The organism is Paenibacillus sp. RRE4, assembly GCF_031844205.1.
GTDB lineage: Bacteria > Bacillota > Bacilli > Paenibacillales > Paenibacillaceae > Paenibacillus > Paenibacillus xylanexedens_B.
This window is the reverse complement of record NZ_JAUZUT010000001.1, coordinates 1,983,131-2,003,932: the sequence shown is the minus strand read 5'-3', so window position 1 is coordinate 2,003,932 and position 20,802 is coordinate 1,983,131. Positions and strand designations below refer to the sequence as shown.

Below are 20,802 nucleotides of genomic sequence, written 5' to 3'. Positions count from 1 at the left end.
TAAAACGTCTATCCTGAAAATTCACCATTAATCTTCATTCGCCAATCAGGATGAACGAAAAAGCCGCCATTCGGCAGCTTTTTCCGTATAGATACATTTAAAAAAACTGAAGCATTTAACCATTTCGATTCTCTTTATTTCAGACGAATGTGGAAAACGTCACCGGCGTTACCCCCAAATACGATAAAGCCTTTCTTCGGTAGCTTCGTGGACTGTTCTCCAGTTGCGGTAGAGAACTGTAGCACCTGGCCTTGATCATTATAAACCGCGTAACCACCTTGCTCAGGAGAATCCACCGTTATCGTCTTTTCAGCAGATTTCCCTTCAATTGCATACCATCGTGCCTGACCATTCGCTGGAATGGTCGCCATTCCTGATTTCCCACCGAAGATAGGCTGAATCGCCTTTTCCGAGATGAACTGCTGTCCGTTCTGGGTGAGAATCTCAGCATCTTTTTTCTTCATTAATTCCAAGTCAAAAGCATCTCGGCCATTCATGATCGGGATTTCCGCAACATTAACGGCATGATACACATCTTTAATTTGCGTCCCATTCACATAACCGTGTTCTGCGTTGACCTTAAAATTTTTAATTAGCTGTGATGGAACCAGGTAGAAAATCGATGTGATTTTTTCGTCCAGCGCAAAATAGTTCAAACCGTTTCGTGCAGCCCACTTCTCCCGGGTAACTGCATCCAGCTTGTTAGGCTCCAGCTTTTGATAATCGTACGTGCTCATGCCCATCTGTCCCAGTCCCGGCAAGCTAAGGTATCCTTGAACTTTAACATAGGTCTTGGTATTGCGTTCCTTCACAAAGCTCACTTTCACACTTCCGTCCTTGCTGGTAAAATACCCGTCACCTGTATACACATACTTTTGTTCAGCAATCAGTCCGCCCAGCATAGCTGGTAATGTGAATGCTTCATTCTGAATATCAATTTCTGTAGTACTACCAACGTTCCCATACAAACCGGAGTACTCTTTCAACTCAGCAGGCATCTTGGTCTGGACTGGCGCAGAGAAGGTACGATCGGGTTTAATGTTGTCAATGATACCTTGCTCCTTCAGCACTTCAAGCAACACTTTGGTGGCAAACATCTGGTCAAAAACAGAGGATCCACCTGAAGATAACACAGCCATGGAAATGTCGTGCTCTGGAATCGTAATTAAGGAAGCGTGATACATCATCGTATCCCCGCCCTTGGTCAGTGCTTTAATGCCATATTCACTAAATGGAGCAAGTTCTACTGCATCCCAGCCCAGTCCGAAGTTGAACGAATTGATTTCGTCAGATACCCAGATGCCTTTGCGATATTCCGGACTTTGCATCGCTTTAACCGAAGCCTCCGATAGAAGATCCGAACGGTTACCCATTAGCAGTTCCGCAAATTGCGTTAACTCCTCAGCCGTTGAATAAATACCACCCGTGCCGATGATATTGGCATTTTCAACAGGCATCTTCGATTTAAAAGTTGGCCAATAGGTTCCAGCTAATTTGTCTCTATTGAACGAATCAAGTGGTGTTTTCGTTGAATTCAGCTTCAACGGCTTGCTGATAGAATGTTCTACATATTGACTGTAACTTTGCCCACTCACGCGTTCCACCAAAATCTCCAGCAATTGAAAGCCATCATTGCAATAGACCGAGTATTCCCCCGGATTAGACTTGAGACGTTCGGCCTGAAGTTTGATTAGCAGTTCATCATGGTTACGTGTGTCGTTATCATCAAACAGCATGCTGTTTCCATACTGCGAACCATATAATCCGGATGAATGATTCATTAACATACGCGGTGTGATTTCTTTATAGCGAGAATCTGCCATTTTGAAATCGGTAATATACTTAGTAAGTGGCTGGTCCAAGTCAACCTCACCAGAATCAACCAACATCATGACAGCAGTTGTCACCACCATTTTGCTTACGGAGCCTATGCCGTACATGGTGTCTCTGTCCACGGCTTTCTGGCTCGCCTTATCATGAAATCCAGCACCGTCCGATAAAATCATTTCCCCCTTGTCCATAATCGCATACTGCAGACTTGTGACACCGTATTGTTGAACCAGCATGTCAGCGAGTTGTTTAGCTTTCGCTTGGGTTGTCTGCTTTTCTGTCGCCTCAGCTTTGACATCTGCTACAGGCATAATGACAAGCATGAATGCACATAAAACCATAATTATCCTTTTCATTCAGACTTCCTCCTTTAGATCGATATACGTGAATAGATCCATCATACCCGGCCAAAGTGTCGCCTGCGGAAAAGAACCCCGAATGGAAAAAAAACAACCCCTGAACGACAGTTCAGACGTTGTTTGTGTTGTAAGGAAGAACGACCATATTGTTAAAAGACCCTTGTCCTTGCTCAATGGTCATATGTCCTCCATATTTGCTACATATTCTGGATATATTGGTCAGGCCAAAACCATGAAATTCCGAATCCGTTTTGTCACTTTTCAGATCCGTTGCCGGTTGGTTGGTATGATTCATAATCTGTATTACCAGAGCAGAAGCTGTAGAATGAATAGATACTACGATATAACGATCCTCGGCGACCCGTACTTTCTTGGATGCTTCAACAGCATTGTCTAGAATATTTCCGAGCACCACGCACAAATCATAACGCTCAATGCCTATGTGCTGGGAATGGAGCTGGATGCGCGTATCGATTCGAATGCCGTTTGCTTGCCCGACGGTCAGCGTATTCGTAACGAGAGCATCAATGACCAGATTACCGCTATTCACACGTTGGTAAGCATGCTCGATGGTGTTCATCGTAACGTGCATATGCTCTGTTGCTGCCGCAAGCTCGTTGCGTTTCACACATTCTTCGATATATAGAAACTGCTGATTGATATCGTGGATAATACTTTTGATACTTTTGAAACTGTGCACGGTCTTCTCATAATTGGCATCCTGATAATCCATCTGCCTCTGCAATTGTTCATTCTCATGCGCAAGCTGCGCTTTCTCCACGATATTATCAAATACATACACGATAAATACATTGAGAAAAAGCGAGCCGAGCACCGAAAAAATATAAAAAATATTTTTTTCGCTGTATATCGAAATGACATTAATCTGGTACACCGTAATCGCAGTTACGATCAAAAATAAAAAGTAAGACCGCCGATGCACCTTAAAGCTCCTGCGTTTGGCAATGAGATGAACAATGGGAATCACAACAAACATAATGCTACATCCTAACAGCATAACTTTGGTGAACATCCATAGCGCTTCCGGTCCATATATTGCCTCTTTCAAATAGTCTATTCCATCGATCACACTCAGAATATACACTGAAATGATGTTCACTGTTGTTAGCAGTGCTGCATACATAACCGTAAACATAATCTTCAGTTTTAATTCTACCCGGTAGGATTGTGCAAGAGTGAAGATAAAGATCAATGCAAGCAAAGTCGAAAGAAAAGAAGGTAATCGCGTGGCCAAATAAAAGAAATTAAGCAGGATAAACACAAAAAAATAGATCGTTCTGCGTGGTTTACGTCTGGATTTACCCAGTACAGCATCAAAATAATAATTGGCTTGAAAGGTCATGAGCAGGGTCATAACAATGACGGGTACCAGTTGCAGGATATTCATCCTACTGAACCCTCATGATCATATATTTGGTATACGTATCCTTGACTTCTTTGATTTTGGAACGACCTATAGGCAGAGAGGTTCCATCCAGCATCGTGACCTGTGCACCCGTGAACTTGTGTACATGCATCAGATTAATAAGCACGGATCGGTGAATTTGCATAAAACCATGCTCTGTCAGCGTTGCAGCATAAGCCGATAGAATACCCTTCGTTTCATAAGAGTTATCACGAGTAATCACTTTTAGCTTGTTTTTAACCGTGAGGCTTTTGACTACCTCAATCCATAAAATATCTTCATATTTCAACATCAAATCATCGTAATCTGATTTAATCACCAGGTACTTGTTATCCATAGCTTGAAAATACTGATGCAGTTTGATCAGCTTCTCTTCCAGCACGCTCTCTTGAATCGGCTTGATCAAATATTGGAACGTCATGACATCGAAACTTTGAACCATATACTCGGGATAACTGGTCAAAAACATGATCTGCACATCCATGATCTTCAGTTTTCTGATTTCATTTGCCGTCTGTATGCCATTCAACCCACCCATCTCTACATCCAGAATGAGCAGGTGAAACGTCTCTCTCTGATCCTTATAATGAGTCAGGAGTTGTTCTCCTGAACTGAACATGGTGATATGAAACTCGATATTGGTTTTGAGCGAGAACGCTGTCAGCATATGCCTCATCAGTTCTCGTTGCTGCTCGTCGTCGTCACATATCGCTACATGATACATCCTATCCCGCCTTCCTCGAACACAAGCCGTTTTTATCCATTCTAATATACTATCTTATCACGCTCAGACCGTTAAGAATGGATTGAAAAGCATTTACGCTACCCTGAAATGCAGGGAAACGCATAAAGAACAACACAGCGATGATGCTGAGTTGTTCTATCCCTTGGTTGTTTTTCGTTCTTTCCACTTGCGGGGTTGTAAGAAACACCTTCGCCTTGAACAAAAAAACGACTGACCAGTAGTGGTCAGTCGTTTAATAAGCGCTAATATATGTGAGGATATAAGTTCTTAAACCACAGCTATTCGATAAGTGCGGCCTTAATCAATGCATTTACCCTTGAGTTATAGAGCAATCCGATATGAGATACCAGACTAACGGAAATATTGTTCGCCCCGTCCAGTCTGGATAAAAGAGGCGAAACAATGGTGTCGCTGGTGGAATAGATCGAGGTAACTCGAATGCCGCTGGGTGCGCTGTTCGTTGTCAACCGATTTGCCCCGCCCAGCGTAATCAATTTATCCACCTTATCTATGCCACCGCGGTTCAATATATAATACAGGCTGTTAGCTCCACCCATGCTATGTGCAACGATATGAACTTTGGAATGCCCCGTTTGGCGAAGAACATCGTCCACAAATCGGCTGATCGCCGCCGAATTCAACAGTTGATTGCCTGCTTTGCTCGGGAGATCAATGGCAAATAGCTCATCACTCGACCATCCCTCACCGCGCAGATACCTTTCGATTAGGGCGAAATTACTGTCCGAGCCCGTCAATCCATGAACAAAGACAATGGGTGTCCGTGCAGTGGCAGCAGAAGCGGTCGAACTCTGCCCAATCCCGGGTAAAGCAAAAGCAAAAATCGCACTCATCAAAACAATTAGCAGTGGTCTTAACCTTCTCAATCAGATCATCCTCCTGTGAAATGAGATATCCACATTTTACAATTTAAAAAATGTAAATAAAATGGTATTTTAGTCTCATTTAACCAATCGAGTATGATGTTTACTGCTAATTATTTTGTCGAAATACAGAGATTCTCCTCTTTCAGCTAGGCTCATCGTGCGACTCGGAGCACGAGACAACTATCCCTCTACAATATCCGCATGTAGATGCGATGCCGCTTCCATCATAACCGGAACAATCGCTTCATTGGAAATAGCAACGTACAACTCTCCCATATACAATCGGAATGGATATTGTTGTCCTTCATGCTCCCACATAAAAAAGTCACCCTTAATGGTCATTGTACTCTCCGCCCCGACAATATTTAGCACTGTGGAGTAGGTAAATTCCGGCTTGGTGGCAAAATAGGCTTTGCATTCCTCCAAAGAAATATGTTGTTCCCGATTGTTTTCCTGCATCGATCTCGTTATTTTAAAACGCTGGTTCATCTTGTTATGCCTCCAACTTCAAATGATTTGTTTTTCTTCATATCATAGAAAGGTATTTTCTCATTTCATTCTTGATGTGTCAAAACATTGCCTTTCAGGCGCTTCCCAGATTATGTCCTGAGCGGTAGATCTTTGAGTTAAAATAGCAGGAGCGGCGGTAGCGAGCAGATTAAAACGTAAACCCTATAGAGTTCGGCAAAGAATCACACTCCTTCCACACCATACACTCCACTATACTTTCCAAGAAGCTTGTGTTATGCAGATTCTATGTTTTCTCGTATTGGAACAATATGAAAATTTTGTTATGATAGATTTGCTTAATTTCATTCGTTTGATAGATTTACGCAAAACCACAACGCTTGGAGGTACACCTATTTATGTTCATACAACGTACTGGAAAAATCGCTGTGGCAGCCGTCATGGTAATATCCATGATGGGCAGTATACCTGCAACTCAATCCCATAAACTTCAAGCATCCCCTGCGATCTCTGTTCAATTGGACCATGTACCCTTAACCTTCGATGCAGCACCCCGGATTGATAAAGGGGTTACTTATGTTCCATTCCGTACAGTCGGAGAAGCACTCGGCATCGATATTACCTGGAACAGCAAGACACAGACCGTAACGGCGGTGAATACATCCAAAGGAAAAACAACAAAAGTTGTGCTTCAGGTGGGAAGCAAGACCGCCACTGTAAATGGTACGAAAGTGAACCTACCTGCTCCACCTGTGCAACGGGAAGGCCGTGTGCTCATTCCTCTAAGTTCCTTCAGCAGCCAGTTCGGTGTCCGCACAGGCTGGGACCAGACGACACGAACGGTTTCGATGATTTCACCGCAACGTGAAATGCATCTCCGGGCGTTCTATGCCGTAAGAGCGTACCACGAAATCGATCTGTTACCTTCTATGAATTCGGTTGCTTTCGGCTGGAGCCGGATTGACCGGGATGGTACGTTTACGCTGGAAGGGAAAGAATATCAGGTTCCCGTTGCCGCTGGTGAAGTAACTCCTAAATCTATTGTGGCTGACGCGGCCAGTCAACAAATCCAGCCCAGTTTGATGGTGTATGCCCTGGACGGAAATGGCGAGCTAACTAAAGTACTGAGTGACAGCACTTTAAGGCAAAAATCCATTGAAGGCATTCAAGCAACCATTCAGGAGTATGGCTTTGGCGGAGTTGTGCTTGATTTTGAGGGACTCGGCTTCAAGCTGGACGCTAAAGAGCAACAGCAATTGCTGAATCAGTATGTGAAACAGCTGAGAGAATCGCTGCCTCAAGAGATTGCCATCTCTCTCGCAGTTCCTCCGCTCAATAGCGCCTACAAAGGGTATGATTACAAAACACTGGCTACGCTGGCGGATGACCTTATCATTATGGCTTACCAATATAACCCTGCAGGAACCGAAGCCCAAGTTGCAGAGCCAAACAGTCTGGTCAATCAGGCGATTGTGCTCGCACTCAAGGCAGGAGTGCCCAAAGAAAAACTTTTGCTTGGCATCAGTATTAATAGTGAGACACCTGCATCTGTCGGGGACAAACTGGGGCTTGCGAAGCGTTACGATCTGAAAGGTGTAGCCTTCTGGAGGCTTGGCCTATTCCGTACGTACAGCGCTGATATGCAATCTGCTGTGCAAGCATCGGTAATCAAGGAATAATAAGCTTGTCTTCTCAAATCTATCATTCTCATATCTATCATCAACTTCTTGATCTGATTCAAAAGTAGCAAGAAAAAGCTACGTTCCCTGTGCAGTCAACAAGGAGCGTGCTTTTTTGTGTATTGGTTCCTCTTCTTATTTCATGACCTTATCTATACCGCCAAACAGCAGCTTAATGATTAAACCTGGTCCCGGCAACTGGGGATCAAATAACAGGATCATGCCAATAACCGCACTTACAGCGCTGACGCCTGCGGTGATCATCCGGACTTTTTTTTCTTCGCTTCGCTTCCATTCCACATAGATGATCGTTCCGGCTAACAACAGGATACCTAGCATAGATGCAATTTTCATGACTTCTCACCTTCTGTCTGTCATATCTTATCTCTGCATGAGCGATATCGTTACGGTTACAACTACGGCTAAAACGGTTATCTCCCCTGCTCATCCGGTATTCCTTGAGGCCCGGCGGATTTGCCTGTACGTACAACCTTCGCGTGGATCTGGAGATCTACATCCATGTCGGAGTAGATCTGCTCCCATCTCTTCTCCTGCTCCTTCCACTGTTTCGGATAGTATCTGCGAAACTCCACCGCGAACTTAAACAGATCCGTTCGCATCTCTCGCTGGGATAACCGAAGGGCTGATTTAGCCATTTCTTTCAGCTGAGATGCCCAGGTTTCCTCCAGCTTTTTCAGTACAGCAGGATCTGTGAGATTCCCGTCTGTTGTATTTAACAACACCTCTCCCCGTGTCTGTACATCCACCTGCATGCTCCACTGCCCAGCCGAAATTTTCGGCTTCAAAATGGTCTTCACTTCGAGCGGCTGGATCGAAAAAGAACCACTCTCCGGCTCTACATTTACAGGCATGATAATGTTGTTTAATTCATTGGCAAGCATTAAAATGCCGACGGTTAACGGCTCCTGTGCACTCCGAATAAACGTATCGCCCTTATAGAGACTTAGTCCTTTGATATATGGAGTCGACGTTAATTTATCCTGCCCCTCTTCTGGTGGAAGTGACAACATACGGGACAAAATGACAGATTGACTAGGGCCTTCAATGGATTGAGCGAGCTCCAAAACGGTGATCCGTGTACCCAGTTTCATATTGGCCATCTCGCGCAAGGATTCGGCAGAACTTCGTTCCAATGGGTCAAGCAAGGCAAGAATGTTTTTGGCAGGTTCAGGTGTCGAAAACACGTAAGCGTGTTCCCTGATCTGGGGATATCGAAGGAAAAAATCGATAAATTCACGTATGCCTTTTTTTCCGGCGTCTTCACTAATTAAGATCACTTCGCAGTGTCCCCAAAACATATTTCTCGGCATTTTCCGTTGCAAACGATTCAGTGCCTCTGCAATGGTATGACCTTCGGCAGATCGAGTAAGGGTCACTCCACTTGGACTGCCTCCACTACCCGTGCTGTCCCCTCCTCCAGCTTTGCGGGGAATAAAAATCTGTGATGTTAATTCGATCTGATCATTTTTGTAGTCCACTCCGGTTGCCAGTACAATGGCGAGATCATTAATCTCGATCCGATCCCAGCATCCCGTAAGTAATGTGCAACATAACCAGATCATAAGCCAAATCCTGCATGCTGAAATCCTTCTTTTTTTCATGGGATCAAACATCCGTACGTTTTTTTCGCACATAAGCCCACCCCTTTTTCACCCAAGCTATCCCGTATGTCAAACCTGGAAGAACCAGCAACACGGCGATGGTATATAAATTGGCTGAAGGACTCACCAAACTGGATAACCCGGAACTGCTCGAAGCTACCCAAAACGAAAAAATCATACAGAGAAAGGAAAGCGGGCTTACTAGCGGTTTGTAATCCTTCAGACCAAACCATTCCGCTGTCGACGTCACAGATATATACAGAAACACGGAAACCTTCACAAACATGCCAAAGATCCACACGGCAATAATAATCGATTCAATATGTTGTAAAAAGTCCGCTATCGTAATGTACCTGGCGGCGATCATCACCGGGAAAACAAACGTATCTGTCAAATCTCCAGTTAAAAAGAGACACACGACATTAATGACGGTCATCACTACCGTTGTTGTAAATAACGAGCCAAGCATCACACGAGTGGTTCTTTTTTGACGATTCACATACGGCAGGAGAAAGGCAATCACAATATATTCACTGAACCAGGCGGCAGGAGCGAGCGCTCCTTTGACAGCAGGCATTGGCCCATTTTCCATAAAAGGAAACAACTCTGACGGATGCAATTCCCCGATGAGCAGCACAAAGACAAGTCCGAGCATAATCATGACCAGTGTCACAAATACCTGTGCTGTCCTGCCAACCACTTCAATGCCAAGTCGGACATTAATCGCACACACGAGCATCATCGTGCCCATAATTACAAACATCGGTGTGCGTGGAAGCGCATTGTTGGCGATAAACTCCCCATATTCCCGTATAATCAGCCCGGTTAAATGAGGCATAAACAAAATATAAATAAGTCCCACCAGCTTGCCTGGAATGAGACCGGCTGCGAGTACACTGGATTGAATGAGAGATTTTCCGGGGTACATTCGTGCTAGTCCAAGTGATACACCAATGGCGGCAAATCCTACAACCGATCCAATAATGGGAGATAACCACATATCATGTCCGGCATAATGCATTGTAATTCCAGGTACAGACAAGATCGCAGTGGCAATCACAGCCGGGAAGATCATGAAAGCCAGCTGTGTCTCCGATATTTTTCCTTGGTCCGTTAACATGAATCCTCCCGCCCCTCTCCTAAATCATGAATGCAATTCGATGCCTATCGCGGCTTGTTCCAAGGTGCTGGACGCCACCACAAATCCTTCAACCCTTTGGCATTCGTCGGTGCCACCGGAGATAGATACGGCGCCCCAAATGAGCGAAGACTGCTCAAATGAATGACGATCAAAATGATGCCCAGCATGACCCCGATTAGCCCCAGCGTTCCAGCCAAAATCATAATGGGGAAACGAAGCAGCCGTGTCGAGATGCTGGCGGAGTAACGAGGAATCATAAAGGATGCAATGCCTGTGATCGCAACGATGATAATCATGGGAGCAGAGACGATACCAGCCGTGGTTGCAGCTTGTCCAATGATGAGCGCGCCGACGATGCTGACCGCGGAACCTACCTGTTTCGGCAGGCGAACACCGGCTTCCCGGAGCGCTTCAAAGGCAATTTCCATAATCAGTGCCTCTACAAGTGCGGGAAAAGGAATCTCTTCTCTGGCTCTGGCAATACTGAGCAACAGTACTGTAGGAATCATCTCTTGGTGATACGTCGTGATTGCGACATAAGCCGAGGGGAGTAACAAGGACAGAACATAAAATACGTATCGCAGCCAGCGGAGAAATACGCTCATAAACACATATTGATAGTAATCTTCAGGCGACTGCAGCATGGAAAATAGTGTTACAGGAGCCACCAGCGTGAACGGTGTTCCGTCCACCAGGATCGCAAAGCGCCCTTCCATCAGGTTGGAGGCCACAACGTCCGGACGTTCGGTAGCAATCATTTGAGGAAAAGGAGAGAATCGCTGGTCGATGATATCTTCCTCAATATACTGACTTTCCAAAATGTCTCGAACTCTTAACCGATCCAGTCGCTGCTCTACTTCTGTCACCAAAGAAGCATCAATAATGCCTTCCACGTACGCAAGTGCAATACTGGTATTAGAGCTTTCTCCAACGGTTCGTGTTCGGAATTTGAGTGCAGGTGTTTTGAGCCGTTTGCGAACCAAAGAAAGATTCGTTGCCAGCGACTCGGTGAAGCCATCCCTTGCACCACGAACCGTCGATTCAGCTAGAGGCTCTTCTGTTGAACGATTGGCGGCTTTATACAGCGGATACGTTGTTGCCACATTAGAGCCTTCCAGCAATAGCAGTGCTTCGCCTTCCAATATCGCTTCTGCGGCCTCTTTCGACGTTTCTACGGTTTTTACGGAAGATAGAGGAACCTGAGCAGCCTCCATGCCAATCTCCTGAACGGGCGTTAACACCTGGCGCTCAAGCCGCTCCGTATCACATAAACCCACGCAATATACACATAGTGCCGAGGTGAAGCCCGCGGTCTCGAATGAATGAAATATGACATCGGAACAGTCCGTAAATACGGCGCGTAATGTCTCTTCATCAATAACCAAATCTCCTGTTAAGGGCAAGTCCTGCTGCGTTTCTTGTTTTTCTTGATCCGATTGATCCTTATTCTGTTTTGATTTTTCTCTGTTTTCGCTGTTTTCGTCGTTTTCTTTTTCTTGCTGATCTTGTTTTTGTTCTTTCTGTTCCTCTCTTGTATCCTGTTTCATATTTTGTTCGGTTGACCGCTCTGTACCTTGCTTCGAATCCTGTTGTTCCGTGGTGCTTGTGTTGCTACTTGTACTTGAGTTCGTATTCGTATTTGAGTTTGTTCCTGAGTTGGTATTTGTATTTTGACTGTTTTGACTCATGCGCTCCCCCCCTTTCCACCGATTCGTCCAAGTATTCTCAGTAAAAGATATCATTTGCTTCCTTCACCAGAAATATGCAATCCGAACGACGAAAAGAGCCGCTCCGTGAGCGACTCTCTTCTAAACTAACATTTAACTGCCACTGCACAGATTGTGTGCAGTAGCTATCCTTTTACAGCACCCAGTGCCACACTTCCGATAATCTGCTTGGAAAATACGGCGAACACAACAATAATCGGCAAGATAGAAATCGCTACGCCCAGATACAACAATCCGTAATCCATACCGTAGTAGCCCTGAACGAGAGCGACCAACACGGGTAGCGGATACTTATCCAGGGAGAAAAAGAGTACGAGTGGTGTCAGGAAATTATTCCATGACCCGATGAAGGTGAAAATCCCCAGAGCCGAGATCGCTGGCCCAAGGATGGGCAGTACAATCTGATTAAACGTCCTGAACTCATTCGCACCGTCCACCCGGGATGATTCAATGATCTCATCCGGAATGCTGCTCTCCATAAACTGTTTGATAAAAAATACGTTAAAGGCATTCGCAGCCGCAGGTAAAATAATCGCCGCATAACTGTCCAGCAGGCCAAGCGTACTGAACAACCGGTATACCCCGATTAGCGCCAGTTGACCCGGAACCATCATTGTGGCGAGCAGAAACAGAAACAATCCGGTACGCCCTTTGAAGTTAAACTTGGCAAAACCATAAGCCGTTAAAGCACCGATATACAATGACAGCACTGTAGAACTGCCAGCAATAAAGAAACTGTTGGCGAAGCCACGCCAAATGTTAATTTTTGAAGCCATATTCACATAATTGTCTATCAGAAAGGCACCAGGAAGAAACGTAAAGCTTGAAGCAATCGACGCATTGTTATGTGTGGAATAGATCAGCATCAGGTAAAACGGAATCACACACAAGACAGCGAGGGCGATCAGAAACAGATAAACGAGGATTTTGCCCAATGTCAGCCGCTGACGAAGCGCATGATGTTGAACTACGGCCTCCCGCTGCGCGGCAACTTTAGCAGTTTGCATACAATCTCTCCCTCCCTATGAACGGCTCTTCCGTTTGGTCATGATGAAGGATGCAACCGATAACAAAATAATAATGATGAACAGACAAAATGCAATGGCAGCTCCATAACCAAAACGTGTACTCTGGAACGCTACATTATATAGGTACATGATGCTGGTCATTGCCGCACGGTCCGGCCCTCCCGTACCATTGGTCAACGTAAACGGCTGGTCAAAAATCTGAATGCCCCCAATGATTGAGGTAATAATCTGAAACAATATAATGGGTTTGAGCATCGGCACGATGATGTGCAGAAAAATATGTTTTTTCTTGGCACCATCGATTTGTGCAGCTTCTTGCAGCGCCGGGTCTATCCCTTGTAATCCAGCCAGATAGATGACCATTGAATAACCAAAGTATTGGAAGAACAGAATGGATGACACGATCAGCCGCATAAACCAAGGATCATCTTTCCAATTGATCGGGTCCTGAATTAACCCTGTCTGCACGAGAAAATGATTCAGTCCACCCGACTGCCAATCAAAGATCAGACTGACAAGCAAACCGAGCGAAGCAGCCGTAACGATGTTAGGGAAGAAGTATACCGCCCGGAAAATATCCCGTCCTTTTAACAACTTGTCGTTCAAAATAAAAGCAAGTACAAGGGATACCGTAAGTTGCGGTACTACTGATACACCCCAAATGAAGAGGGTATTAAACAATGTTTTGTAGAACAGCGGGTCTTGAAGCACCGCGACATAGTTACCGATCCCGACGAACTCAGGCGTGGTGATCCCGTCGAAATTCGTGAAACTGATATATAACGAGTACAGAATCGGATACAGTCCAAAGATGGCAAACACGATAAAAAAAGGAGCAATAAAGTAGTACCCGTAATGGTCTTTTCGAATTGTCTTGGCAAACATACGCTGTCCTCCAATCATTAATTGACCTAAAGCGAACTACGATGGTTACACAAGCACTCCGATGACAGAAGAGTCTTTCAATCGCTGTTATCCCCAGATTTTTTTGATTCCCTTATTTTAAAAGGGAAAATCCGGTGAAGCGTATGCTTTCGATGTAGCTTTCTTTCAGAAAGCTTTCAGGCGACCGCTTCGCTTTTCCAGCTTTCTTCTGTCCTCTCCGTTGTTTGTGTAAACGCTTAGTTAACTTCGTAGGTTCTGGAGTAGTAAACTTACTCTACCTGTAGCTCTGGGAACCTTAAGCGCACGTCACGTTTGATGCGTTTCACCACTTCTTCCTTCGTCTGAATATCGCCGTTCAGATACAGCTGTAGCAAGTTTCTATAGATATCATTGCTGATAATGCCGTCATATTTGGTGCGTTCATACACCGGAACCTGCTTGGCGGCCTCCGAGAAAAATTCAAAATGTTTCTGTCCACCCAGATAGGCCGAGGTAAGTGAGTCCGCCAGCTTGTCATTTACGACCATGTTACTCGTAAAGTAATCCTGCTCCTTGGCAAGCCCTGTCAGAAATTCATGATTAAAATTGTAAAATTCGATGAATTTCCAGGCCGCATCCTTCTGATCACTTTGGTTATACATCGCAATGTAGGTTCCTCCTGAACTGAAGGACGAAGGCCCGTGTGCCAAACCCCATAACCCTTCGGTATCGGGTGCGTTCGCTTTGAATGTAAACTGCAATCCCCAAGTCGCCGCAGGATAGAACATCACTTCACCTTTTTGCATGGACGCCGCATACCCTGCACTTCCATCCTCGTATTCAGCCAGAACACGGCGCTCCCTTGCCTCACGCACCAGATCAAGCACCTTCATATACGTAGGATCAATGACGAGCTTCCCATCTTTCACCCAAGGAATGCCTCCGTACGAGTTAGCTATCCCGTTCCAGTTCGCCAGTGCATGTACCTTGTTGCCACTTTGTTCTTGTACTTTTTCTCCGATAGCAAAAATCTTCTCCCATGTATCAATCTGGGCGCTGACTTTCTCTGGATCGTCAGTGCCCAAATATTCCTTCGCCAGATCACGGCGATAATAGATGCCTCCCGGTGTACCTTGATAACCGATGGCGCGGACATTACCCTCACTATCCTGCTCATTAGCCTGTACAAAAGGGTACTGTTCCTTAATTAGCTCGTTTGCGTTGTAAGGCGCAGCTGATAAATTTTCCAAATACTGAACATCAATGAGTTCACGGATATTTGCATTTTCGATCATAAACACGTCGGGTGCTTTCGAACTGGTCTGAAGTGCTGATTTGAGCTTGGTCAGATAAAAGTTACCTGGAATATTAACGAAATTTACTTTGATATCCGGATACTTCTCTTCGAATTTCTCAATGGCATAGCCTGCCTCATCCGTGAAACTCCAGACCGTAATCTCCTGCTGCTTCGCTTGATTGGATGCACCTGTCTGGCAACCCGCGAGTAATAATACTGAACTTGCAAGCAACGTGACTGGTACAACAAACCGCTTAAACCATCTCTTCATAAAGTACCCTCCCTGAAAAGGAAACGCTTACAATTTATTTGAGTATAAGAATTTGAGCGGTGGCTTTCTCCACAAATATTGTCAATCATCCTTGATATTTTGCGATATTGGAACGATGACGTTTGCGAAATTCGGACGGCGTGCAGTTATTGTATTTCTTAAAAAGACGATTATAGGAGTTCACATTGTTGAATCCGTGACTGATCGCAATCTCCAAAATGGATTCCTGACGAAACAGAAGCGCCCACTCCGACTTAATAATACGGAAATGATTCAAATATTCCATTAGCGTGATGCCCTTGATTTCTTTGAATAGTTTGCAGATATGGAACTTACTGAACTTCATATGTTCTGCCACCTGCTCCAGCTTAATCGGCTCGGCATAGTGCTCTTCCAAATATTCGCATACAGATTCGAGAAACTCGAACTTTTTGGAAGATACGCAGGGCCAGCATGGCGACGAATCCGATTGTGAAGCTAGGGGCGTGGTACGTAGTAACAAGACGATCAGATCATATAACCGAGATACCATAAGCCAGCGGTAACCAGGGTTCTGATTTGTTTTCTCCGCGGCAATCGCATCAATATAAGGACCGGGGTTGGACTGACTGTTAGACGGAATGATGGATGTTTGATTAAAAAGTGTCCCCAACTCTTGCATCTCCGCTTCACTCGTGAAGCTCCCGGTTAACAATTCAAGCCGAAACAACAAAATCGTCAGCCGTCCGGTGCCTGGCATAAAATAATGCACGTCCCCCGGTTTGATCAGAACCATATCCCCTTGGTTCAGTTCAAATATTTGCTCATTTACACCGATCCGTGCATGTTTTCCAGTTACGATAACAAGTTCCACTTCATCATGCCAATGTGCCGCATAATTGAATTCTGCACCTGTATAAATTAACCGAATGGGAAACCCGTCGGCCATGTGACCTGTTTCGAGAAAAGTAGGTACGCCCATGTCATTTGCCTCCTCTTTTTTCCATACACATCTGCCTCATGTGTCTATACTTATGCCTGAATGTACTTCCCCGTTTCTCATATTCTATCTAAAATAGGACCAAACATCCAAATTTTCTGATCTCAATGGTTAGGGAGATTGAACATAAGCATGTTAATATAAGCTAAGGAAATCCAATGAAATCGGAGTGGTCAGACATGAAATTCAGCGATTTTAAAATAGGACAGCGTTACGAAACCGGGTCGGTTCTTTTAACGAAGGATGACATCCTACATTTTGCCGAACTTTACGATCCGCAATACATGCATCTGGATGAGGACAAAGCGAAAAAAGGACGCTTCGGAGGTCTGATTGCATCGGGCATGCAGACTCTGAATGTCACGTTCCGACTATGGATCGATGTTGGCGTGTATGGTGAGCATATTATCGCTGGCACGGGCATGAACCATATTCAATTTCTGAAACCTGTCTATCCAGGGGATGAACTTCACGTTATCGCTGAAGTCACCGAGCTTCGTCCGAGACGAACCGGGAATGGCACGGTGACGGTATTGCTCAGTACATATAACCAAAAGGGCCAGAATGTATTTCGGGCGGAATTGAGTGCGCTGGTGGACAATTAAAAGACTAAAAAAGAGTCGTCTACTCGGTAAAATGTTTGTACCCTACAAACAACCGAATAGTGACGACTCCCTAGTCAACCTATAGCAATTCCCTTTAAAAGCAACTTAACCGCTTTGACATGCAGAGCCGCGTATTCATCCCCGCTTAGATTTGGCTTAGTTAAGCAGAGCTGGGTTGCTCCAGCCAAGGTTGACATGACCCCAAAGCTCAATGTTTCGATGTCTTCATTCATAAAAATGCCCTGATTAATCCCCGTCTGTAACACCTGCCTAATTGCAGTATAGGCTACTTCTGTGATCTCCTTTAATGTAGTCAATGACTCGGATTCGCTAGAAAGTGTTCTGGAATACTCTTCAAGCGCCTGGATTAATGGACTTTCACAGTCTCTTCCGAATAAATCAGCCATTTCAAGCAGTTGTTCGCTGGGAGACGAAGTATGCTCCATCAAACGAAGCCATTTTTGTGACATTTGTTCAGTATGCTGAGTAAGCAGTTGGAGAAACAGTACCTCTTTATTTTTAAAGTGATGGTATAAGTTTCCTTTGCTCATCTGTGTCAATGCACATAAGTCATCCATCGTAGCTCGGTCATAGCCTTTTTCGATAAATAACTGTTTAGCATGGTTTAAAATGATTGTTTTAGCTTCCTCTGCTGGCAATCTTCTTCTGGTCATGAGTCCTCCCGAAACCTTACGAACGGTTCCTTTTATGCTTGAATAATTGAAAAGCGACATATGAGATAACGATAACAAAAATCCCAAAGAATGCAAATGGCATGTCTAATGTGTGGCGGTATACAACATTTTGCAGACCCATGTTTTCCAAAGTCGACGTTCCATATCCCCAGATGGATGTATTAAACATGTTCGTGGCAAAATGAATACCGATGGGAGCAGCCAGACCATTCGTATGGTAAGCTACGATTCCCAAAAAGAGCGCTACCAGCAAATAATACAGGGGCCCAAAAATCCCGTAATGCAGCATTTCGGGGTTAAACCCATGGAGCAGAGCAAAAATCAGGGAAGTGACCAAGATAGACCAGAATGCACCGCCTCTTAATGATCTGAACATACGGTACATATAACCTCTAAATAAAATCTCTTCAGCAGCACTTTGAAACAAAACCAAAGGAGCAGTTACTACGAGTACACCTAACCACGGAAGCGGATCAAAATTAAGCGTAAAAGCTTGAGGATGCAAAGCGATATCGACAAGTAAATACAGGATAAGCGCAGACAAGTACCATGCAAAATAAATAGCAAACTTGCGGAGATCTGGTCTTTTAACTTCAAACAAAAATGTACTAAAAGGGATTTTAAAGAAATACCTGGTGATCATGTAAACGCCGAGAATCAGGAAAGAAAAAGACAAATATAGTGTGATCAATTGAGGTAATCCGGAACGGGTAGCAGGAATCAGAGTATTTACTAAATGAAACCATAATATAGTACCACCCTGCCAAATGAACAAAATAAGTACGAAGCCTGCCACGGATTTTAAACTTAAAGGTATCGGCGGTTGAAGGCCATAATTTCTTTCCATGATACACACCCATCTCTTATTGTATTTACCGACTATATAGTCGGTAAATACAATATATATAGCCACGTGGACTTCTGTCAACATTGAACAAAATTTTAATGTTTACTGGCGTGCAGATAAATATTCGGTTATGAAATGCTGTACCAGACTTACAGCTTCTATTTTACCTTGTTATGCAAACTGTCTAGTAACGACTGGCTAATCTGATCATACATAAAGCCGCCCATGGGCGGCTTCGTCATAAATTTGTTTTTTACGAGAACGAGTTCCTTAACACTTGTCCAAGGATCTCCACACCTTTGGCAATTTGTTCATCAGATGGTGTTGAGAAATTCAATCGAATTGCATTGCAAGGGTCTTGCTCATTCACCAAGAAGGCATTTCCTGGTACCACAGCTACACCTTGTGCAGCCGCCGTTTTGGCATAATCCACCATCGGTACATGAGCAGGCAGATCACACCATAGGAACAGTCCGCCATCTGGACGAGTATAGGTCACAGCATCGCCTAGATGCTCTTGTAGTTTGTCCATCATCAGTGTAGCCTTTCGGAGGTAGACTTCACGAATGTGATTGATGTGCCCGGCGTAATCATACTGCGTCATAAAACGATGAGCCAGAATCTGCGGAAGCATCGCTGTATGTACGTCTTCCCCCTGCTTGGCTACAACCATCTTCTCCACGACTTCATGCGGAGCCTGTACAAAGCCAACTCGCAGTCCGGCCGACAAAATTTTGGAGAACGATCCGACATAGATGACCAAGCCCTCTTCGTCCATAGACTTAATCGTTGGCACGTCCTCACCATTAAATCGAAGCTCTCCGTATGGATTATCCTCCAGAATCATAACACCATATTTCTTAGCCAGTGCATAGATCGCTTGGCGCTTCTCCAGACTGGTGGTTACGCCTGTAGGATTTTGAAAACTAGGAATAACATAGATCATTTTTACATTCGGCTCGGTTTGGAGCGCATGCTCAAGTTTATCGATGTCCATACCGTCCGTCTCCATCGGAACCCCTGCCAGCTTCGCGCCGGAAGCACGGAAGGAATTCAGAGAACCGATAAAGCTGGGACTTTCGCAGATAATGGTATCGCCTTCATTACACAGCACTTTACACGCAAGCTCAATCCCCTGTTGTGCCCCTGACACGATAAAGAGTTGGTCGGACGGCTTACCTGTGCTGAAATTCTGTTCCAAGTGTTGCTGGAGTGCTTCACGAAGCGGTATATATCCTTCCGTGATGCCATATTGCAGCGCTGTAACCGGATCTTGTTCCAGAATCGACTGCGTGAAGGTACGAATCGCTTCAATCGGGAACGTTTCTGGCGCAGGATTGCCCGCTGAGAATGGGATTACATTTTGACCTGAAGAAGCTTTCAAAATCTCACGAATAATGGACGGTTGCAGTGATGCAATCCGGTTGGAAAAGGTATAATTCATCTTTACTAACATCCTCTCGGCTCTGATCTAATTTCTGTCTCGTATTGATCCATTAAAATCTATTATACGAGCATTTTTCAATTTGCCAAAGAGACGATTTTAACTCGTATCATTTTTTATTAAAAGCATATTAAAATTGTTATTATATTTCTTGTTAAGCTATCTACTCTACGTCAACTGGATGTTGTAACTGATCTTTATAATAGTCGATATATAATTTGCCATTGCTCCCTATAACAGCATAAAACACATCGCTAACCTGTTTTTTATTAGATTTGAGCTGTTTCAATAACTGAACCTCAGATACATCGTTTAGATTTATATTTTCTTTCAGCAACTGACCATCCATAATCATTTCAACGGGCAAACGTTCTTTAACATCTTTTGTTTGATTCATATCTTGCATAGTGACTGTTCTGAACTGCTTTTTTTTCATGACCGAAATTTGACCGTTAACCTCAAGCAAGGCGTATTCGACTTCATTGATATCAAAAACCTCTTTTTGTCTAAGTGCTTGGTTAAGAGAATCCAGCGTCATTTTATTCTTTGCTAAATTATCCTCCAGAACCTTGCTGCCTTCTATTAATACCGTAGGTGAACCTTCCGCAAGCAAACGCATTTTTCTGCTCTTGAGATTCCATTTAGACAACATATAAGAAGTCCCGGTGAAAACAACAAGCGAAATCAAGAGATGGATCACCTCCATTTTTTCATTAAATGCTAAATTTGCAGCAATAGCTCCCATAATTACAGCGGTGACGAAATCATGAAAGTTCATATTAGATAGTGTCTGTTTGCCAAGTATTCTCGTTATGAGGAGTAAGAGTAGAAACGCAGATATACTTCGGACCAAAATAATAAGATGATCGATCAACTAAAGCACCCTTCCAT

The 20,802-nt window shown here is 44.3% G+C and carries 19 protein-coding genes; 2 read left to right on the top strand and 17 right to left on the bottom strand.

The window, feature by feature from the left end:
* Positions 1–134: 134 nt before the first annotated feature.
* The 5 genes from Q9R46_RS09060 to Q9R46_RS09040 all read right to left on the bottom strand — a co-directional run bounded on the left by Q9R46_RS09060 (position 135) and on the right by Q9R46_RS09040 (position 5,733).
* The gene (locus Q9R46_RS09060; protein WP_311279756.1) at positions 135–2,186 is read right to left on the bottom strand and encodes a serine hydrolase domain-containing protein; all 2,052 of its coding nucleotides are present in this window, start codon (positions 2,184–2,186) and stop codon (positions 135–137) included.
* Positions 2,187–2,298: 112 nt separating this feature from the next.
* The gene (locus tag Q9R46_RS09055) at positions 2,299–3,597 is read right to left on the bottom strand and encodes a GHKL domain-containing protein (protein WP_311279755.1); all 1,299 of its coding nucleotides are present in this window, start codon (positions 3,595–3,597) and stop codon (positions 2,299–2,301) included.
* A gap of 1 nt (position 3,598) precedes the next feature.
* Entirely contained in the window at positions 3,599–4,339 is a 741-nt protein-coding gene (locus tag Q9R46_RS09050) for a LytR/AlgR family response regulator transcription factor (protein WP_311279754.1), read from the bottom strand.
* 299 nt (positions 4,340–4,638) lie between these two features.
* Positions 4,639–5,211: an esterase/lipase family protein gene (locus Q9R46_RS09045; RefSeq protein ID WP_145332779.1), complete on the bottom strand. Its 573-nt coding sequence runs from the start codon at positions 5,209–5,211 to the stop codon at positions 4,639–4,641.
* A gap of 213 nt (positions 5,212–5,424) precedes the next feature.
* Positions 5,425–5,733 (bottom strand): hypothetical protein, encoded by a 309-nt coding sequence (locus tag Q9R46_RS09040; protein ID WP_311279753.1) that lies wholly within the window; start codon positions 5,731–5,733, stop codon positions 5,425–5,427.
* Positions 5,734–6,110: 377 nt separating this feature from the next.
* On the opposite strand from Q9R46_RS09040, the gene Q9R46_RS09035 reads away from it, so the two are divergent.
* A complete protein-coding gene (locus Q9R46_RS09035) occupies positions 6,111–7,391 on the top strand; it encodes a stalk domain-containing protein (RefSeq protein WP_311279752.1) in 1,281 nt (426 codons plus the stop codon).
* A gap of 135 nt (positions 7,392–7,526) precedes the next feature.
* Here the strand turns inward: Q9R46_RS09035 and Q9R46_RS09030 are convergent, their stop codons facing one another.
* The 8 genes from Q9R46_RS09030 to Q9R46_RS08995 all read right to left on the bottom strand — a co-directional run bounded on the left by Q9R46_RS09030 (position 7,527) and on the right by Q9R46_RS08995 (position 16,302).
* On the bottom strand, positions 7,527–7,745 hold the full coding sequence (locus tag Q9R46_RS09030) for a hypothetical protein (protein WP_145330578.1): 219 nt from the start codon (positions 7,743–7,745) through the stop codon (positions 7,527–7,529).
* 77 nt (positions 7,746–7,822) lie between these two features.
* Positions 7,823–8,974, bottom strand: a complete 1,152-nt coding sequence (locus tag Q9R46_RS09025) for a Ger(x)C family spore germination protein (RefSeq protein WP_311279751.1) — start codon at positions 8,972–8,974, stop codon at positions 7,823–7,825.
* Between the two features lie 43 nt (positions 8,975–9,017).
* A complete protein-coding gene (locus tag Q9R46_RS09020; RefSeq protein WP_311279750.1) occupies positions 9,018–10,133 on the bottom strand; it encodes a GerAB/ArcD/ProY family transporter in 1,116 nt (371 codons plus the stop codon).
* A 44-nt stretch (positions 10,134–10,177) separates the two neighbouring features.
* Positions 10,178–11,842 carry a spore germination protein gene (locus tag Q9R46_RS09015; protein WP_311279749.1) on the bottom strand — a complete coding sequence of 555 codons (1,665 nt, stop codon included), beginning with the start codon at positions 11,840–11,842 and terminating at the stop codon, positions 10,178–10,180.
* Between the two features lie 164 nt (positions 11,843–12,006).
* Positions 12,007–12,888: a carbohydrate ABC transporter permease gene (locus Q9R46_RS09010; RefSeq protein WP_145330572.1), complete on the bottom strand. Its 882-nt coding sequence runs from the start codon at positions 12,886–12,888 to the stop codon at positions 12,007–12,009.
* A 15-nt stretch (positions 12,889–12,903) separates the two neighbouring features.
* Positions 12,904–13,794, bottom strand: a complete 891-nt coding sequence (locus Q9R46_RS09005; protein ID WP_090915781.1) for a carbohydrate ABC transporter permease — start codon at positions 13,792–13,794, stop codon at positions 12,904–12,906.
* Between the two features lie 269 nt (positions 13,795–14,063).
* Positions 14,064–15,341: an ABC transporter substrate-binding protein gene (locus Q9R46_RS09000; RefSeq protein WP_311279748.1), complete on the bottom strand. Its 1,278-nt coding sequence runs from the start codon at positions 15,339–15,341 to the stop codon at positions 14,064–14,066.
* An 85-nt stretch (positions 15,342–15,426) separates the two neighbouring features.
* Positions 15,427–16,302 (bottom strand): AraC family transcriptional regulator, encoded by an 876-nt coding sequence (locus Q9R46_RS08995; protein WP_311279747.1) that lies wholly within the window; start codon positions 16,300–16,302, stop codon positions 15,427–15,429.
* A gap of 197 nt (positions 16,303–16,499) precedes the next feature.
* On the opposite strand from Q9R46_RS08995, the gene Q9R46_RS08990 reads away from it, so the two are divergent.
* Positions 16,500–16,925 carry a MaoC family dehydratase gene (locus Q9R46_RS08990; RefSeq protein WP_311279746.1) on the top strand — a complete coding sequence of 142 codons (426 nt, stop codon included), beginning with the start codon at positions 16,500–16,502 and terminating at the stop codon, positions 16,923–16,925.
* 74 nt (positions 16,926–16,999) lie between these two features.
* On the opposite strand, the gene Q9R46_RS08985 is transcribed toward Q9R46_RS08990, so the two are convergent.
* The 4 genes from Q9R46_RS08985 to Q9R46_RS08970 all read right to left on the bottom strand — a co-directional run bounded on the left by Q9R46_RS08985 (position 17,000) and on the right by Q9R46_RS08970 (position 20,764).
* Complete coding sequence (locus Q9R46_RS08985) at positions 17,000–17,599, bottom strand: TetR/AcrR family transcriptional regulator (RefSeq protein WP_221788680.1); 600 nt, start codon at positions 17,597–17,599, stop codon at positions 17,000–17,002.
* A 16-nt stretch (positions 17,600–17,615) separates the two neighbouring features.
* Complete coding sequence (locus tag Q9R46_RS08980) at positions 17,616–18,533, bottom strand: CPBP family intramembrane glutamic endopeptidase (RefSeq protein ID WP_311279745.1); 918 nt, start codon at positions 18,531–18,533, stop codon at positions 17,616–17,618.
* A gap of 187 nt (positions 18,534–18,720) precedes the next feature.
* Positions 18,721–19,911, bottom strand: coding sequence for an aminotransferase-like domain-containing protein (locus Q9R46_RS08975; protein ID WP_311279744.1), 1,191 nt, complete (start codon positions 19,909–19,911; stop codon positions 18,721–18,723).
* A 163-nt stretch (positions 19,912–20,074) separates the two neighbouring features.
* On the bottom strand, positions 20,075–20,764 hold the full coding sequence (locus tag Q9R46_RS08970) for a DUF421 domain-containing protein (RefSeq protein ID WP_397386367.1): 690 nt from the start codon (positions 20,762–20,764) through the stop codon (positions 20,075–20,077).
* Positions 20,765–20,802 lie beyond the last annotated feature (38 nt).